The following is a 15,641-nucleotide window of genomic DNA, read 5'->3' on the forward strand; positions in this document are numbered from 1 at the left end:
CCGCCCGCGGATCCGGCAACCGCCCAAAGGCCTTCTTGAACTTCCGCATTCGACCCCCTCCATAATCCGGGAGTCATCTTCAGAATCCGTCTTGCCTTCCAATGCAATAGCCGGTGAAAACCCATATGCGATTCCCCTGCCGGTTATAGGGCGGAATGACCTTGTCCTCGCGATCAAGCTCGCCGGTTTCGAATGCCGCTGCCAGATGCGCCGCGCGCCGCTCGGCCGGCGCCACATAATCCACCGCCATCAGCGCCATGAAATAGATCGGCTGCAGCGCGAGCACCACCAGCACGGCGACGAATAATCCGCGGAAGTTCATGAGTAACTGGCCTCTCGAACCGGAGCATACCGGTATCCTGCGTCAGCGACGTACATTTCGCGATCATCCGCTGCCCAGGTTCGCATAGGCCAAAAATCCGACGGTCTGGCCCGGTTCGACATTCGTGATTCCCTCACCGAGTTCGACCAACCCGTCGGTGTCGACCAGCGACGACAACAGCCCCGCGCCCTCGCGCGGGAATTTCATCGCCTCCAGCGCGCCATCGGCCGCCCGACGCAACGTCGCCCGGACATATTCGCGGCGGCCGATCTTCTTCCGGTAGCTGAAGGCCGCGCGCACCGACATCGGAATAAGCTTCTGCTGGCTGGCGCCCGCCAGCGCCAGCACGGTCGGGCGTACCACATGCACGAAGGTGACAAAACTCGCCACCGGATTTCCCGGCAGGCCAATCAACGGCGTGCCCGCGATGATCCCCATTGCCACCGGGCGGCCGGGCTTGATCGCCATTCGCCACAGCACGAGCGAGCCCGCGCTCTCGACGGCGTTTTTGACGTGATCCTCCTCGCCGGTGGAAACCCCGCCGGTGGTCAGCAGCAGGTCGTGGGAGCCTGCGACCTGCCTGAGGCCCTGCGCCAGCGCGGCGCGATCGTCGCGCAAAATGCCGAGATCGCTAACCGCGCAGCCGAGCCGGTCCAGCATCGCCATCAGCATCAGGCGGTTGGAATCGAACAATTGCGCGGGCTTGCGGCGATCGCCCGGCGAGACCAGTTCGTTGCCGGTCGAAAACACCGCAACGCGGATGCGCCTCGTCACATCGATTTCGGTCAGCCCGAACGCCGCCAATAGCGCGACATCCTGCGGCCGCAACCGCTGGCCCGCTTTCAGCGCGGTGATCCCAATCGCAATATCCTCGCCGGCGGGGCGCACATTGGCCCCACGCTTCAAACCCGCGGGCAACACGACCCGGCCAGCTTCATCGAGCCGCACGTCTTCCTGCATGAACACGGTGTCGGCGCCCTCGGGCATCGGCGCGCCGGTGAAAATGCGCATCGCATGGCCCGGCTGGATCGCCTCGGCTGCCGACGTGCCGGCCTGGATGCGACCGGTGACGGGAAACGCCGCTTCGGCGCCGGTAGGAAGATCGCGGCTGCGCACCGCATAGCCGTCGACGGCGGAATTGGTGAAAGGCGGCAGCGGCAGTGGGGCGGAAACATCGCGCGCCAGAATGCGTCCGTCGGCCGCCTCTAGCGCGACGGTCTCGACCTCCCTGACCGCCGCCACCCGCGCGGCGATGATGCCGATAGCTTCATCGACCGACATCATCGGGCCGCCAAAGGCAAAGCAATCGTCGGACAATTGCGCCATGTTGCGTCTCAGGTTTCCGGTCGACTGCGCGCCAGCACGTCTTCGACGGGTATCGCAAACCGCTGCATCATAGCGGCAACGGCTGCGATGTCATCGAGATGGGCCACGGGAAGGGTGGTTTCAACCGCGGCATCGGTAGCAATCCCGGCGATGGCGGGATCCTCGGGAAACAGCAGCGGCTTGCCGTTGGCCAGCCGATGCACCTCGATCTTGCGATGCGGCTCGGACTTGAAGCCTTCGACGACGACGAGATCGACGGCCGACATCTTCCGCAGCAACTCCGGCAGAAGCGGCTCGCTGGCCTCCCGCAATTCATGCATCAGCGCCCAGCGCCTGCCCGAGGACACCAGCACTTCGGTCGCGCCGGACTGCCGATGCACCCAGGAATCCTTGCCCGGCACGTCGACGTCGAAACTGTGGTGGGCGTGCTTGATGACGGAGACGCGCAGGCCCCGTTCGAGCAAATGCGGGATCACCCGCGACAGCAGCGTGGTCTTGCCGGCGCCGCTCCAGCCGGCGAGCCCGATCACTTTCATCATATTCTCCGAGCCGCTTTCCGGGAACCGGGCTAGGTTTTGCCAAGGGGTGCTTTATATCGGGCTTCAGGGAAATGTCATGCTAGCCTGACCGACATGATGAAGATCGACAAAGCGCCCGTCCCCCTGATCCTGCCCAACCCGGGCGATCCCCGGCTGACCGAACGCGTTGCCGGTACCGATCAGACGGGCGCCGCGGTTGCGATCAACGTTCCGGTGGAGCGGCCGCTGACGCTGTATCTCAACGCGCAGGAGATCGTCACCATGATGACGATCGGCGACTATCCGGAATATCTCGCGCTCGGCTATTTGCTCAACCAGAACATGCTGAAATATGACGACGTCGTTACCGAGGTCGAATATGACGACGACCTGCAGGTGGTGGTGGTGCGCACCGAGCATCACACCAACTTTGAGCAGAAACTGAAAAAGCGGACGCAGACCTCGGGCTGCGCGCAGGGCACCGCGTTCGGCGACCTCTTGGAGGCGGTCGAAAGCGTCGCGCTGCCGAAGGCCGAGTTGCGTACGTCCTGGCTCTACCAGATGACGCATGCGATCAACACCATGCCCTCGCTCTATCTCGAAGCCGGCGCGATCCATGGCTGCGTGCTGTGCAAGGAGGGCACGCCCGTCTGCTACACCGAGGACGTCGGCCGCCATAACGCGGTGGACAAGATTGCGGGCTGGATGTTCCGCCACGGCGTCGATGCCGCCGACAAGATCCTCTACACCACGGGACGGCTGACCTCCGAGATGATCATCAAGACGGTGCGGATGGGAATTCCGATCCTGGTGTCGCGCTCGGGCTTTACCGCTTGGGGCGTCGACCTGGCGCGACAGGTCGGGCTGACACTGGTCGGGCGCGCGCGGGGAAAACGTTTCATCGCGCTGTCCGGACAAGAGCGCATCGTCTACGACCAGGACCTCGCTTATGTCGAGGAGGAATCCGTCCGTCACAAGCGCAAGGGCGCCGAGCGTGACGACTGAATTTCCGCCGACGTCAAGGGACGCGCCGGCGACGCCCGGAATATTGCTGGCCGGCGGCCTGGCGCGGCGGATGGGCGGCGGCGACAAGCCGATGCGCCGGATCGGCGGCCGCACCATCCTGGAGCGCGTGATCGCGCGGCTGAAGCCGCAATGCGACGGACTCATCCTCAATGCCAATGGGGATCCCTCGCGCTTTGCCGATTTTGGCCTGCCGGTCATCGCCGACACGGTCGAGAATTTTCCGGGACCGCTCGCCGGCATTTTGGCGGGCCTCGACTGGGCGGCGGCCCATCGGCCTGACGTTGCGTGGGTGCTGAGCGCGGCGGCGGACTGTCCGTTCCTGCCGCGCGATCTCGTCGCGCGGCTGCACCATGCGCGCGCCGACCAGGACGCACAGCTCGCAGTCGCCGCCTCCGACGGCCAGTCGCATCCGGTGATCGGCTTGTGGAGCGTGACGTTGCGCGAGGAGCTTCGCCACGCGCTGGTGGTGGAGGACGTCAGGAAGATCGACCGCTGGACCGCGCGCTACAAGCTTGCCACCGTCGAGTGGCCGACAAAACCGCTCGACCCGTTTTTCAACGCCAACACCATGAATGACATCGCGGAAGCGGAGCGATTGGCGGCGCTGGACGGGGGCTGAATCATCGCGAACTGAAGGGAATCCGATCATGACAGGCATGCCCGATCTGAAAGGCCGCGTTGCGCTGGTGACCGGGGGATCGCGTGGCATCGGCGCCGCGGTTGCCGCGGTGCTTGCCGCGGCCGGCGCCGCAGTTGCGGTCAACTATCGCGAACGTGCCGCCGACGCAGACGCCGTCGTTGCCGCCATCAAGGGCAAGGGCGGCCGCGCGATTGCGACCGCTGCCGACGTCTCGCAAGGCGCGGCGGTCGCCAAAATGGTCGCCGACGTCGCGGCGGCGCTGGGCCCGATCGATATCCTCGTCAACAATGCAGGCGTCGCGATCGTTCGTGGCGTTGATGACCTGACCGAAGCGGACTTCGACGCGACCATCGCGGTGAACCTGAAATCGGCCTTCCTCTGCACGCAAGCCGTGCTGCCCTCGATGCGCGCGAAGAAGTGGGGCCGCATCGTCAACATCTCGTCGGGGGCTGCACGCGGCGCCGGCTCGATCGGCCCGCATTACAACGCCTCGAAAGCCGGCATGGAGGGGCTGACGCGCGGCTATGCGGCGCGGCTGGTCAAGGAAGGCATCACCGTCAACGCGGTGGCGCCCTCGCTGATCGAAACCGACATGATGCGCGGCCGCTCGGATCTCGCCCAACGAATCCCGCTCGGACGCATGGGCCAGCCCGATGAAGTCGCCCACGCCGTGCTGATGCTGCTCGGCAACGACTACATGACCGGCCAGACCATCGCGTTGAGCGGCGGCATGGCGTTCAATTGAGCGGGGCCTTTCAACTCCACCGATGTCGTCATCCTGAGGCGCGAGCGCCGCGATGCCCTCGCATCGCGGATTTGAGCGAGCCTCGAAGGATGCGGCCGCAAGCTCCCTCTGCCGTCGCCCTTCGAGACGCCGCGCAAGTGCGCGGCTCCTCAGGGGGACGGCTGTACCGGCCGAAATCCCGCCGCCTCCAGCGCCGCGCGGCTTTCCTCCGACGCCAGCGCCTTCAGAAACGCCTGCACCGCCGGACGCTGCTTCCGCGCCGTCACCAGAGCGAAATCGTAATGCTCTTCGGCGAGCGGAATGAAGCCGAGGCCAGCCGCATGCGCGACCGGCGCGATCGTCATGCCCCAGTCGGCGCGAGCTTGCGCGATCGCAGCCGCAACCGCGTTGTGCGATTTCGGCTGGTTCCAGTAACCCTCGGGCCGTGCGCCGCCGAGCAGCCGATCGATCAGGATGCGGGTGCCGGCGCCCTGGTTGCGGTTGACCATGATGCAGGCGGGGTCGGCCAGCGCCGCGCCCACCGCGTGCCGCGCGCTCAGTCCCTCGAACCTGATATCGCCTTTTCGAAACACGATGCCCTGCATCCGCCGCCAGCCCGGCACCAGTTCGAGGCCGTCGCCGAGATATGGCGTGTTGTAGCTCTCGCTTTTTTCATCGAATAGATGGATCGGCGCGAAATCGCATTCGCCACGCTTGGCTGCCGCGAGCCCGCCGAGACTGCCGACCGCGATCGAACGCACGACGAGCCCCGCGCGCGAAAGCGGCGCGGTCACCAGATCGAGCCCGATGCAATGGCTGCCCACGATCACGAGATCAGGTACCCGCACATGCGGCGTGAACAGCGTGACCTCGGCCTCGGTGCCGGCCGGCATCTGATCGGCGAGCGCGTCGATCTTCAGGAATCCATCGGCCTGCGCAAAGGATGTGATCGCCCCGCTGCCCTTGCCGGTGGGATAGGCGATCAAGCCGCCCTCGCCTTCGACCAGCGACACCATGACGAATTCGGTGCGGCCGAGTTCGGAAGCGATCCGGACCGGGACCTTTGCCGCAACCTTGGCATCGGAGCGCGGTGGCAGGCCTGCCATCCGCCGCAGCACCGGCACGATCATGTCGTGGAAGGTAAACATTGCCGAGGTCGGAAATCCCGGCAGGATCACCACCGGTTTGCCGTCGCAGACCGCAAGGCACAACGGCTTGCCCGGCTTCAGCGCCACGCCGTGCGCGATGATGCCGGGCTTTCCGAGCCGCGCGATGATGCGATGCGACACGTCGCCCGCGCCCTTCGAGGTGCCGCCGGACAGCACCAGCATGTCGCAGGTCGCAAGCGCCTTGCGCATCACGGCTTCGAGCTGCTCCTCGTCATCGGCCACTGCGCCGAGAAACACCGCCTCGCCGCCGTTCTCGTTGACGGCCGCGGTGACGATGGCGCCATTGCTGTCGTAGATTTCAGCCACACCCAGCGGCGCGCCCGGTTGCACCAGCTCATCTCCCGTGGAAATCACCGCGACGCGTGGCTTGCGTGCGACGGAGACTTCCGCGATCCCGCAGGCCGCGCACATCCCGATCTCGCGCGAGCCGATCACGGCGCCGGCGCGCAACAGCGCCTCGCCGCGCGCGATGTCGGAGCCGGCATAGGACACGAACTGCCCGGGCGAGGCGGCGCGGCGGATCTCGATCGCGCGGATACCTGCCGGCTGGGTATGCTCGACCATGACGACGGCGTCGGCGCCGCGCGGCAACGGACCGCCGGTCGCAATCGAGGTCGCCGTGCCCGACAGCACCGGCCGGGTCGGCGCGGTACCGCAGGCAATCACCTCGTCGTTGAGCATGACGCGAACCGGTGCAGCTTCGCTCGCCGACGCCAGATCGGCGGAGCGCACCGCAAAGCCGTCGACATTGGAACGGTCGAACGGCGGCACGTCGATCGGCGCCACGATGTCGTCCGCAAGCGCGCAGCCCAGCGCGTCGGCGAGGCGCCGCGGCTCGTTCGGAACCGGGTGTGGAAACAGTGCCGCTTCGAAGCGCGCCAGCGCGTCTTCGCGCGACAGGATGGTCAGGAACTGGTCCTGGTCCACGCCGTCGCGGTTCTTGGGCAGGGGAGCATGGGTCATGGGGTGCCTATATCATTCCCGCAACATATAGGCATCGACCGCCGTCCCCGCAGCTTGGCCTTCCGACCCGCTGGATATCGCGAGCCAGGCGTCGGCGCGGGCGATGGCATCGAGCGACAATTCGCCGGTTGCCAGCGGCATCCATTGGCCATCGATTTGTTCGAGCAGGACGAGTTCGGTCACGCCGACGCTCGAGGCAATCTTGCGGGCAAGCGGTAGCGCAACCTGCTGTCGCGGTTGCCTCGCGGACAACCGCTCCAGCACGGGCAGCACCAGCGTCCACCAACCCGCCAGCGCCTGATCCGGCGCGCCCGGCAGCGCAATGACGGGAACCTTTCCAATCCGGCCCACGGCGGCGGTCCGGCCGGGCTGCAAGGCGATGCCATGCGCGAGGACCTCGCCGCGCCCGGCCAAGGCTGCGATCACGGCATCGGTGCGGCCGACGCCGCTGCCGCCGACCGTGACAAGGATATCGCTTGCGCCGATATCGAGCGCCGCGGCGACGGAAGCCACGTCACGCCCCGCAGCCTCGACGCAGACAACACCGGCCCCCTCGAAGCGGGCGCTTTCCGCGATCAGCGGCGCCGTCACGGCGCCGCCCGTATCAGGCGGGATATTGACGATGCGCAGCCGCGGCCGACGCACGCTCAATGAGCCCAGCCCCGCCGCGCGCGCGACCAGCAGGTCGAGCGGGCGAACCTGCCGCCCGCTGGCGATCTGATTTCCCTCCGCAATATCGCCGCCCGCGCGACGAACGCCCTGCCCCGGCACCGCTTCCGCCAGCGCCTGAAACATCGGACCGATTCGGTCGACGGCATCGGCATCGATCACGCAGTCGCAGCCGTCCGGCATGGCATCGCCGGCTTCGACCCAGACCGGCGACGCGATCAGCGGCAGCGGCGAATAGGACGACGCGCCGACGAGATCGCGCGCGCGCAGCGCCCAGCCATCGGCGATGGCAATATCGCGTGGCGGATGCGGGTTGAGCGGCGGCATATCCGCTGCAACGCAGCCCAGGGATTTCGCGAGCGGCAGTGCAACCGGCGCGACCGGTTCAAGGCCCCGCAGCAACGCCGCGCGGGCCGCGTCGAGCGAGGTAAGCGAAGCCGGCAGGCGTTGGGGCGCGATCATGCGGCCGATGGTGGACCACGCATCGCCAGCTTGGCAACCTTCTCGCGGCGCCTGAACAGATCAGTTCCGTTGACGTGGACTGCGAATTGATTGCAAGAACGTCGATCGCCGGGCTACGCTCCCGGCCAAGCAATACGGCCGGCGGCCTGACAATAGCGGGAGGAATTTTGTGATTTCAGCCAGGAAAATATCCATGGTCGCGGCGTTCGCGGCGGCGGCGTTATCATCGCCGGCAACGCTGGCGCAGGTCTCCGACGATTTGGTCAAGATCGGCGTGCTCACCGACATGAACGGTCCGGCCTCGACGCCGACCGGCCAGGGCTCGGTGACCGCAGCGCAGATGGCGGTGGACGATTTCGGAGGCCAAGTGCTGGGCAAGCCGATCAGCGTGATCGTCGGAGATCACCAGCTCAAGCCCGATATCGGTGGCGCCATCGCGCGGCGCTGGTACGACACCGAACAGGTCGACCTGATCGTCGACGTGCCGGTCTCGGCGGTGGGGCTGGCGGTGCAGGGTGTCGCCAACGAGAAGAAGAAGCTGTTCATCACCCATTCGACGGGAGCTGCGGATTTCCACGGCAAGTTCTGTTCGCCCTATGCGATCCAGTGGGTGTTCGACACCCACGCGCTCGCGGTCGGCACCGCGCAGGAAGTGGTGAAGCGCGGCGGCGACAGCTGGTTCTTCATCACCGACGATTATGCGTTCGGGCATGCGCTGGAGAAGGACGCCTCCGAGGTGGTAATCAAAAATGGCGGCAAGGTGATCGGCGCGGTGCGGCCGCCGTTTGCCACGCCGGATCTTTCGTCGTTCATCCTGCAGGCCCAGGCCTCGAAGGCGAAAATCATCGGCATCGCCGCAGGTCCCCCCAACAACATGAACGAGATCAAGACCGCCGGCGAATTCGGCGTGTTGAAGGGCGGCCAGCAGATGGCCGCGCTGCTCGCGCTGATCACCGACATTCACTCGCTCGGCCTGCCGGCGGCGCAGGGCCTGCTGCTGACGACGTCGTTCTACTGGGACATGGACGACAAGACGCGGGAATGGTCGAAGCGCTATTTCGCCAAGATGAACCGGATGCCGACGATGTGGCAGGCCGGCGTCTATTCCTCGGTCATGCATTACCTGCAGGCGATCAAGGAGGCGGGCACCGACGAGCCGCTCAAGGTGGCGGCGAAAATGCGCGAAAAACCGATCGAGGATTTCTTCGCCCGCAACGGTACCCTGCGCGAGGACAATCTGATGGTGCATGACCTGATGCTGGTGCAGGTGAAGAGCCCGGAGGAGTCGAAATATCCGTGGGACTATTACAAGATTCTCGCGACGATTCCGGGGGCGCAGGCGTTCGGGCCCCCGGATCCGGCGTGCCCGCTGGTGAAGAAGTGAAGGGGGCGAATGGCGAATGGCAAGTGATCCCTCGCTATTCGCCACTCGCTATTCGCCACTCGCCTATTTCACCACCCCGATTTCGCGGAAATATTTCATCACCCCGGGATGAATCAATGCCACATCGGGCGCCGCCGCGACCGTGTTCGCCGCGGTGGTCTCGCAGGCCTGCGCGAGCTTCTTGCAAAACGCGGCTTCGGCACCGTGCAGCGTTTTCGCCAATCGATAGGCGACATCGTCGGGCAGGTTCTCGCGCGTCAGCACAAAACTCCACGAACCCATCGAGTTGATTGGATCGTTCTGGTTGGGATAGCTGCCGGCCGGCACCGTCAGCGGCTTCAGGAACGAATGCTTGGCGCGGATGCGCGCGATCTCTTCCGCATCCGGCGCGATGAAGCGGCCGCCGCCGGGGCTGCCGGCGACCGCGGCAAATCCGGGCCAGCCGATGCCGGCGCCCCAGAGGGCTGCGACCCTGCTGTCGAGCACCATCGCAGGACCGTCGCCGGCGTGGTCGAGATAGACCGGCTGGAAATCCTCGTCCTGCTTCAATCCGAGCCCGTCCAGCATGTAGCGCGACAGGATCGGCAGGCCGGAGCCTTTTGCGCCGAACGCGACCGGGTGGCCGACGAGATCGCGAATGGTTTTATAGGGGCTGTCGGCGCGGACCACGAACATGCCGGGGCTCGAATATATCGCGGTCAGGATTTTCAGGTGCGTCCGCGGCCGGCCGATGCCCATGAAGGCTTCATAGGAAGGCTCGCCCGCGACGAGCGCGATGTCGAGTTCGCCCTTTTCCAAGAGCGGAATGTTCTCGTTGCTGCCCTTGGTGTTGCGCGGCGCGATCGTGAGCGCCGGATCGGCCGCGTTCATGACTTCCGCAAAGGCGTTGCCATAGAGTGGAAAGCCGCCGCCCGGCGTGGCCGTCCCCAGGCTGATCGTGGTGTTTGGAATGGTGTTACCTCCCTGTTGCGCCGAAGCACCGACTGCCAGCAACAAAACCCCGGCGCAAACGGCTGACGCGATCTTCATGGGTCCACCTCTTTGGCGCGGCGCCGCGAACCGCGCGGAACATACAAGCCCAAAGCCAATGTAGGCAAATCCGCAATTCTGTGAAAGCATGGCTGCGACTGAAGTGAAAAGCGGACGATGCCATGACGGAGACACCATGATCGCAGTTTCGCGTGCAATTCTGTTCACCTTCGCTTGTCTCGCGAGCACGGCCTTCGGGATTGCGCCCTCCTCCGCCGCCGACTATCCGAACCGCCCGGTGCGCTGGATGATCGGCTTTGCCGCCGGCGGCCCGGTCGACGTCGTCGCCCGCATCATGGCGCAGGCGCTGTCGGAGCATCTCGGCCAGCAATTCGTGGTCGAAAATCGCGCCGGCAGCGGCGGCAACATCGCGACCGAAGCCGCGATCAATTCGACGCCCGATGGCTACACGCTGCTGTTCAGCGGCGCCAACAACGCGATCTCGGCCTCGCTCTACAAGAAGCTGCCGTTCGATTTCATCCGCGACACCGTGCCGGTCGCGGTCTTCACGCAGGTGCCGAATTTGCTGGTGGTGTCGAACGCGATGCCGGTCAAGACGGTGCAGGAGCTGATCGACTACTGCAAGGCCAATCCCGGCAAGATCTCCTTTGCCTCCTCGGGCAACGGCACCACGGTGCACATGTCGGCGGAGCTGTTCAAGGCCATGACCAAATGCGACATGGTGCATGTGCCCTATCGCGGCTCGGCGCTGGCATTTCCCGACGTCATCTCCGACAAGGTGCAGCTGATCTTCGACAATCTGCCGACCGCGATGGCGCTGGCCAGGAGCGGCAGCGTGCGGGCGCTGGGTGTCACCTCGCCGCAGCGCTGGCCGAGCGCGCCCGACATTCCCGCCATCGCCGAGACCGTGCCGGGATATGAGGCATCGGTGTTCTACGGCATGTCCGCGCCGAAGGGCACGCCGCAGGAAATCGTCGACATCCTCAACAAGGCGGTGAATGAAGTGCTCGCGGACCCAAAGGTGATCGAACGCTTCGCCACCATCGGCGGCGTGCCGAAGCCGATGACGCCGGCCGATTACGGCAAGCTGATCGCGGACGAGACGGCGAAATGGCGCAAGGTGGTGGAGTTCGCCGGGGTGTCGGTGGAGTGAGGGAAGTCTGAGCATATCGCGGCCACATCTGTCGTCGCCGGCTTTTCTCTGGCCGTCATTGCCGGGCTTGACCCGGCAATCCATCCGCTTAGGAAAATGCTTCTCGCGAAGTTGGATGGATGCCCGGGTCAAGCCCGGGCATGACAAGTGAGGTTGCGCGCGCCCGCCTACTCGAGTTTTCAAACAACCTAACAACGTCATTACGAGCCATCGGGCGCGCATTCGCGCGACCCGTTGGCTCGCAATGACGTTGAGAGATGGCTCCGCGATCTCGCCGCATGCGTTTGCGCGAGGTATCCATTTATTTTCCGCCCTCCGCAATCAAAGGGCGCGGGGAATGCCGGGCGCTCGATGCACCCGCAGCCTCGCGTACGATAAAAAACAAAGTACACGAGTGTAGTCACCACAGGTCACACCGGAATCACCCGGCATTCCCCACGCAATGGTTTTAACGGCTACTCCGTGCTCGCCCCGGTGCTTCGGGCTTGTTGGCCACCGTCGCCCGCGTGCCTTAACGCGAACTTGACACCAGCGTCGAGGTGCCAGGCCCACACGGCTTTTCCGTCCGCCTCAGGTGCCCCCGTCAGGAGCGCCCTTAGCGTCCACCGCATCCCGCCCCGCGTTGTTGACGTTGCGCAACGCCCCTTTGGTGGGGCAGGACGGATGCGAATATAGGATAAACCGAATATTCGGTAAAGCAGAATATTTTTGCGCGGAGGCCTTGACAGCCGGGGGCGGACAGTCCAGCGCGGACAAGGGTGATTTGCCCGTCAGGCAAGAGATCACTCCACGACGGGCGCCGGCTGCTACGAGCCGCGGCACCAACCGCGGCATTGCCGGATCGCGGTCGTCCCTGTAAACGGTGCCGGCACCGTTGCCGGCCGCGCATCCAGCGGCCGCCCGCGGCGGGGCCTGTAGCTCAATGGTTAGAGCCGGCCGCTCATAACGGTCTGGTTCCTGGTTCGAGTCCAGGCAGGCCCACCAATGTTCGCCATCCCAGTCATCTGCCAAAAGCGGTAAATTCCCCGATACTCGAATATTGTCCAAGAGAAGCCACCAGCAAGCAACGGAATGGAGCCGCCCTGCTCAATTCCCCGGTAAAACATGTAGATGCCCAAAAACAAGATTGCATAAATGAAACACAGGTATGGAAAAAAGCCGCAGAGAACCAAGAGATTTCTCCAACTCACTTTTGGCGGCAACGAAGACATCACGTGCCAAACGACGAACCCGATTACTGCTGCCATACCCCCGAACAGCGGTACTAACGTGTAGAAATAGCCGCTCCGCTCACCGAGTAGAAAAGGTTGAAACCTCCGTAGCCGGTGACGGCAAGAAGCGGGATTGTGACACGGGCAGCGAGTATGTCCCCTTCTGCACCTTTCGGTATCCGCCCCCTCGCTTTAGTCGCCAACTTCTTCAAACGTTTTGGAAAGCTTTTGGTGACCGGGTATCTTTTTGCCAGAACCTTTTTTTGACTTCTTATAGTCTTTGATCAGCCTCTCTGGGCTGCGCTCGACCGCGTGCGTCACCTTTTTCATGATTGCCGCGCGAGACTTTTTACTGAGCGAATAACCCTCTATCGTTATTTTCAATTTGTCCTTGCCGTCGTGGTACTCGTGATCAATTTTTGGCTTTTTGGACATTATTTCATTCCTCGACTTTTGCTTTTGGCACGTCGCTGCGAACCGCCGTATGCGTCAACCCAGCGGCGACCAGATCAATAGTGAGCAACGATTATGATTGCCACCACAATGAATGCCGCGACTAGCGAAAGAGCGCGATCCAGCGACTTTGATCCTGGCTTTGCTGCATCGGGGTGAGGCATGACTTAATGTACCTGCTTAGGGATCATGGCCCCCTCTTGAACCTCGTGAGTGACAACGCGTTTTCGACCGGTACCGACGGCGCGTTGAAGCCATACGATAGCCTCATCGATCCAATGGTCGTAATGCGCCGGATCGGCTTGTGCCTTCTCACGACAGATCGCAGCTTGAACCAAGCACTCTTGTCGCTGATACATCACGTTTCCGGTCGTCTCGGCTCTAACCAAGCCTCAGTCACAGCACTTTCGATGATGTGCCGCTGAACTCTTCTGCATTGCGGGCAAGTGAACGTTCGCAAATCTTGGCCCGTACAGCTCGGCTCAATGGCCGAGAGCTTCATGGGAGAGCCGCAAGCGGTGCATTGCGGCCCTTGGTTCTGTGTGTCGAGCATGGCATTGCCTCAGTTCGGCGCAGTGAGTTCTCCGGTGAGCCAACCGGCTGCCCTGGATTTGAGGGGATCAGATGCAACGATGCTTGTCTCGACATGATCGCAGTTGGGACATTCGAACAGCCGGTGTTCGAAGCCTATTGGTCCGGGCGAAACATGTTCCAGCATCATCCGCGTTTGGCAGCGGGCACAGCGAGGGCGCTCAATAGCGGTCAAGAATTGTTTGGAGGAGGTCACGATGCTTCCCTGCACGGGCGGGAGCATCACCGGACTCTCTGTCACCGGTAGTTGCCGAGGGCCTGCGGTGATCCTCCATCCTGCCACGTCGGATGGCTAACATAGTGAGCAATATAGCTCACAGTCGAAATGTTAATGAAATGGTGTACCGACCGCGCGAACTTTCCAGAATGAAAGAGGCGCCGACCGAGGCGGCCTTACTGCGAGCCTTCGACGGTATGGGCGTCGAGCCATGCCTTGTTCCTGAAAAGTCGCCGCAAGGATATTGCGATTTGCAGATGCTGATCCCTCTCCGATCCGGGCGGTATCGAGCGGGAGAACCGGAGCATTGTGCGGCGTAGCTCGATAAGCTCGGCCATTGTGTAGCGGGGCTCTTCGACAGGTTGGCGATTGGTAGAGGGCATGATGCTCCCTCTTGGATCAGGCGGGAGCACGACACTCTCAGTCACCGATGGATGCCGAGAACGGAACGGTGATGCAGCCACCATCTGCCTCTGCGTTCCGGATTCTATGGTCAATATCGCTCACGTTCCAAAAGAATTTAACGAGTGATTAACAAATCAGGACACCGCGGGATTCAAATTAGGACAAGTGCCATCAAATACGGAGACTACCAACTGAGGCGGCCTCTAGGGTTCTGCGGGGCGATCACAGAAAGCGCAGTAAAAGTTGATGACATCTCCGGACCGGATGACCTTAAAGCCTTCGGGGGCGCTATCGACCCGCACATCCCACGAATATTCGTCCGCCGCCGAAACCAAGGCTACGCCGGCCTTTCGGCAATATGGGCACCTTAGATATTCAACCCAATGATCTCGGGCCATCCGTAAACATATGCCTCATTCCCGAAACGTTCTCTATGTCGTTTAGGCGGCATACCGTGGTTCTACTGAGAACAGTTTAGGGAGTGTATTAGCCGATTGTGCAGCCGGACAAAGCAAATTAGGCCACTGTGAAATTCAACTTAGGCCACTGAGGGCCATTACCCAAAATCCTATAGGAACGGATTGATAACAGAACAAAAGAGGAACAGTATCCCGTCGGGGGGGAGGCGCCTAACTGCGTTTGGCGGGGTTTTTGTATGAAGGTTTGGAATATACAGGCACGTTTCCAATCTCATGTCCCGCATCGTTGATTATAGCGATGCGGCGCTCAGGATCGTCTTCGGGCTTATCGATTGAAACGCCTATCGCGAGCACCGCCGCCCGGATAAGTGCATCGACATCGTCTTTGCAAACAAAGCCCGATGCATCAAAAAGCCTGTGGCCGTCCCTAACGTCGAAAAAGTAGCGGGGCATTGGCAACCTCCAGTTTGCCAAGTTCTTTGAGACTGTATTGTTCCGACGATAGGGCCGCCGCAGTTAGCAAGACCGCAGTCTTCTGTCGCTTGAGGCACTTCGCGGGCATTCGGGACCACGCCACCGATGTTCGGTATTGGTGGGGAAAGCCGTGATGGCGCTGATCGTGGCGAATGAGTCTTTGCAAGCGCTGTTACCCGGATCAATCGGCGGACGCAGTACACTGCTGGTTCGCCTGCTTAACTTTGATTGTCGCGCATCGCCCGAAAATAATGTTCGGCGTGCTGGAAGTAATTCTCCGCCACGATCCGGTCCCCCGTCAGAGCTTCGGCGCGGGCCAGGGTCGAATAGCGTTCATAGCTTGTTTGGAAATTGTGAACGTTACCCGCCTGGGGGCGGACGAATCCGGAAGGTTGATTTTCCTTGTGGGAGGGTTGAGATCTTCGCCGCATAGCGTTGGTCATCGCTTTCGTATATTGGTGAGACTGCCCGCCGCTGGTTTAAGTTTCGAGATGTATTTCATATTGATACCCACGCCGAAACCGG

At 62.9% G+C, this 15,641-nt stretch carries 14 protein-coding genes and 1 tRNA gene; 6 read left to right on the plus strand and 9 right to left on the minus strand.

Features of this window, described 5'->3' with window-relative positions; all coding sequences use genetic code 11:
• Positions 1-79: 79 nt before the first annotated feature.
• The 3 genes from VK804_RS23105 to mobB form a co-directional block, all read right to left on the minus strand.
• A complete protein-coding gene (locus VK804_RS23105; protein ID WP_325374540.1) occupies positions 80-322 on the minus strand; it encodes a hypothetical protein in 243 nt (80 codons plus the stop codon).
• Positions 323-385: 63 nt separating this feature from the next.
• Entirely contained in the window at positions 386-1,648 is a 1,263-nt protein-coding gene (gene glp / locus VK804_RS23110; RefSeq protein WP_325374542.1) for a gephyrin-like molybdotransferase Glp, read from the minus strand.
• 8 nt (positions 1,649-1,656) lie between these two features.
• Positions 1,657-2,184 (minus strand): molybdopterin-guanine dinucleotide biosynthesis protein B, encoded by a 528-nt coding sequence (gene mobB / locus VK804_RS23115; RefSeq protein ID WP_325374544.1) that lies wholly within the window; start codon positions 2,182-2,184, stop codon positions 1,657-1,659.
• A gap of 96 nt (positions 2,185-2,280) precedes the next feature.
• Between mobB and fdhD the strand changes: the two genes are divergently transcribed.
• Genes fdhD through VK804_RS23130 form a run of 3 tightly spaced genes read left to right on the plus strand, consistent with a single transcriptional unit; the run spans position 2,281 to position 4,577 of the window.
• Positions 2,281-3,171, plus strand: a complete 891-nt coding sequence (gene fdhD / locus VK804_RS23120; RefSeq protein ID WP_325374546.1) for a formate dehydrogenase accessory sulfurtransferase FdhD — start codon at positions 2,281-2,283, stop codon at positions 3,169-3,171.
• A complete protein-coding gene (gene mobA / locus VK804_RS23125) occupies positions 3,161-3,811 on the plus strand; it encodes a molybdenum cofactor guanylyltransferase MobA (RefSeq protein ID WP_325374548.1) in 651 nt (216 codons plus the stop codon). The genes fdhD and mobA overlap by 11 nt, the downstream gene beginning before the upstream one ends.
• 37 nt (positions 3,812-3,848) lie before the next feature.
• Positions 3,849-4,577 (plus strand): SDR family NAD(P)-dependent oxidoreductase, encoded by a 729-nt coding sequence (locus tag VK804_RS23130; RefSeq protein ID WP_325374656.1) that lies wholly within the window; start codon positions 3,849-3,851, stop codon positions 4,575-4,577.
• A gap of 149 nt (positions 4,578-4,726) precedes the next feature.
• Here the strand turns inward: VK804_RS23130 and VK804_RS23135 are convergent, their stop codons facing one another.
• Complete coding sequence (locus VK804_RS23135) at positions 4,727-6,688, minus strand: molybdopterin biosynthesis protein (protein WP_325374550.1); 1,962 nt, start codon at positions 6,686-6,688, stop codon at positions 4,727-4,729.
• Positions 6,689-6,700: 12 nt separating this feature from the next.
• The gene (locus tag VK804_RS23140; protein WP_325374552.1) at positions 6,701-7,819 is read right to left on the minus strand and encodes a molybdopterin-binding protein; all 1,119 of its coding nucleotides are present in this window, start codon (positions 7,817-7,819) and stop codon (positions 6,701-6,703) included.
• Positions 7,820-8,012: 193 nt separating this feature from the next.
• Here VK804_RS23140 and VK804_RS23145 point away from each other — a divergent pair, with 193 nt between their 5' ends.
• Complete coding sequence (locus tag VK804_RS23145; protein ID WP_325374554.1) at positions 8,013-9,203, plus strand: ABC transporter substrate-binding protein; 1,191 nt, start codon at positions 8,013-8,015, stop codon at positions 9,201-9,203.
• A 63-nt stretch (positions 9,204-9,266) separates the two neighbouring features.
• On the opposite strand, the gene VK804_RS23150 is transcribed toward VK804_RS23145, so the two are convergent.
• Positions 9,267-10,232 carry a TAXI family TRAP transporter solute-binding subunit gene (locus VK804_RS23150; protein WP_325374556.1) on the minus strand — a complete coding sequence of 322 codons (966 nt, stop codon included), beginning with the start codon at positions 10,230-10,232 and terminating at the stop codon, positions 9,267-9,269.
• A 247-nt stretch (positions 10,233-10,479) separates the two neighbouring features.
• Between VK804_RS23150 and VK804_RS23155 the strand changes: the two genes are divergently transcribed.
• Together VK804_RS23155 and VK804_RS23160 are read left to right on the plus strand one after the other, a co-directional pair.
• Positions 10,480-11,346, plus strand: a complete 867-nt coding sequence (locus tag VK804_RS23155; protein ID WP_325374658.1) for a tripartite tricarboxylate transporter substrate binding protein — start codon at positions 10,480-10,482, stop codon at positions 11,344-11,346.
• Between the two features lie 908 nt (positions 11,347-12,254).
• Positions 12,255-12,330 (plus strand) — tRNA-Ile (locus VK804_RS23160).
• Between the two features lie 419 nt (positions 12,331-12,749).
• Here VK804_RS23160 and VK804_RS23165 read toward each other — a convergent pair.
• The 3 genes from VK804_RS23165 to VK804_RS23175 all read right to left on the minus strand — a co-directional run bounded on the left by VK804_RS23165 (position 12,750) and on the right by VK804_RS23175 (position 15,559).
• Positions 12,750-12,992 carry a hypothetical protein gene (locus tag VK804_RS23165; protein ID WP_325374558.1) on the minus strand — a complete coding sequence of 81 codons (243 nt, stop codon included), beginning with the start codon at positions 12,990-12,992 and terminating at the stop codon, positions 12,750-12,752.
• Between the two features lie 1,860 nt (positions 12,993-14,852).
• Positions 14,853-15,095, minus strand: coding sequence for a DUF6894 family protein (locus VK804_RS23170; RefSeq protein WP_325374559.1), 243 nt, complete (start codon positions 15,093-15,095; stop codon positions 14,853-14,855).
• Between the two features lie 239 nt (positions 15,096-15,334).
• Positions 15,335-15,559: a DUF4167 domain-containing protein gene (locus tag VK804_RS23175; protein ID WP_325374561.1), complete on the minus strand. Its 225-nt coding sequence runs from the start codon at positions 15,557-15,559 to the stop codon at positions 15,335-15,337.
• Positions 15,560-15,641: the final 82 nt, after the last annotated feature.

The organism is Bradyrhizobium sp. (assembly GCF_035484855.1).
GTDB lineage: Bacteria > Pseudomonadota > Alphaproteobacteria > Rhizobiales > Xanthobacteraceae > Bradyrhizobium.

What these genes read in the sequence shown, in the direction of transcription:
- VK804_RS23170 (WP_325374559.1), bottom strand. Translation starts at nt 15,095, where the DNA reads ATGCCCCGCTACTTTTTCGACGTTAGGGACGGCCACAGGCTTTTTGAT.
- VK804_RS23105 (WP_325374540.1), bottom strand. Translation starts at nt 322, where the DNA reads ATGAACTTCCGCGGATTATTCGTCGCCGTGCTGGTGGTGCTCGCGCTG.
- VK804_RS23135 (WP_325374550.1), bottom strand. Translation starts at nt 6,688, where the DNA reads ATGACCCATGCTCCCCTGCCCAAGAACCGCGACGGCGTGGACCAGGAC.
- fdhD (WP_325374546.1), top strand. Translation starts at nt 2,281, where the DNA reads ATGATGAAGATCGACAAAGCGCCCGTCCCCCTGATCCTGCCCAACCCG.
- VK804_RS23130 (WP_325374656.1), top strand. Translation starts at nt 3,849, where the DNA reads ATGCCCGATCTGAAAGGCCGCGTTGCGCTGGTGACCGGGGGATCGCGT.
- glp (WP_325374542.1), bottom strand. Translation starts at nt 1,648, where the DNA reads ATGGCGCAATTGTCCGACGATTGCTTTGCCTTTGGCGGCCCGATGATG.
- VK804_RS23140 (WP_325374552.1), bottom strand. Translation starts at nt 7,819, where the DNA reads ATGATCGCGCCCCAACGCCTGCCGGCTTCGCTTACCTCGCTCGACGCG.
- VK804_RS23165 (WP_325374558.1), bottom strand. Translation starts at nt 12,992, where the DNA reads ATGTCCAAAAAGCCAAAAATTGATCACGAGTACCACGACGGCAAGGAC.
- VK804_RS23145 (WP_325374554.1), top strand. Translation starts at nt 8,013, where the DNA reads ATGGTCGCGGCGTTCGCGGCGGCGGCGTTATCATCGCCGGCAACGCTG.
- VK804_RS23175 (WP_325374561.1), bottom strand. Translation starts at nt 15,559, where the DNA reads ATGACCAACGCTATGCGGCGAAGATCTCAACCCTCCCACAAGGAAAAT.
- VK804_RS23155 (WP_325374658.1), top strand. Translation starts at nt 10,480, where the DNA reads ATGATCGGCTTTGCCGCCGGCGGCCCGGTCGACGTCGTCGCCCGCATC.
- mobB (WP_325374544.1), bottom strand. Translation starts at nt 2,184, where the DNA reads ATGAAAGTGATCGGGCTCGCCGGCTGGAGCGGCGCCGGCAAGACCACG.
- VK804_RS23150 (WP_325374556.1), bottom strand. Translation starts at nt 10,232, where the DNA reads ATGAAGATCGCGTCAGCCGTTTGCGCCGGGGTTTTGTTGCTGGCAGTC.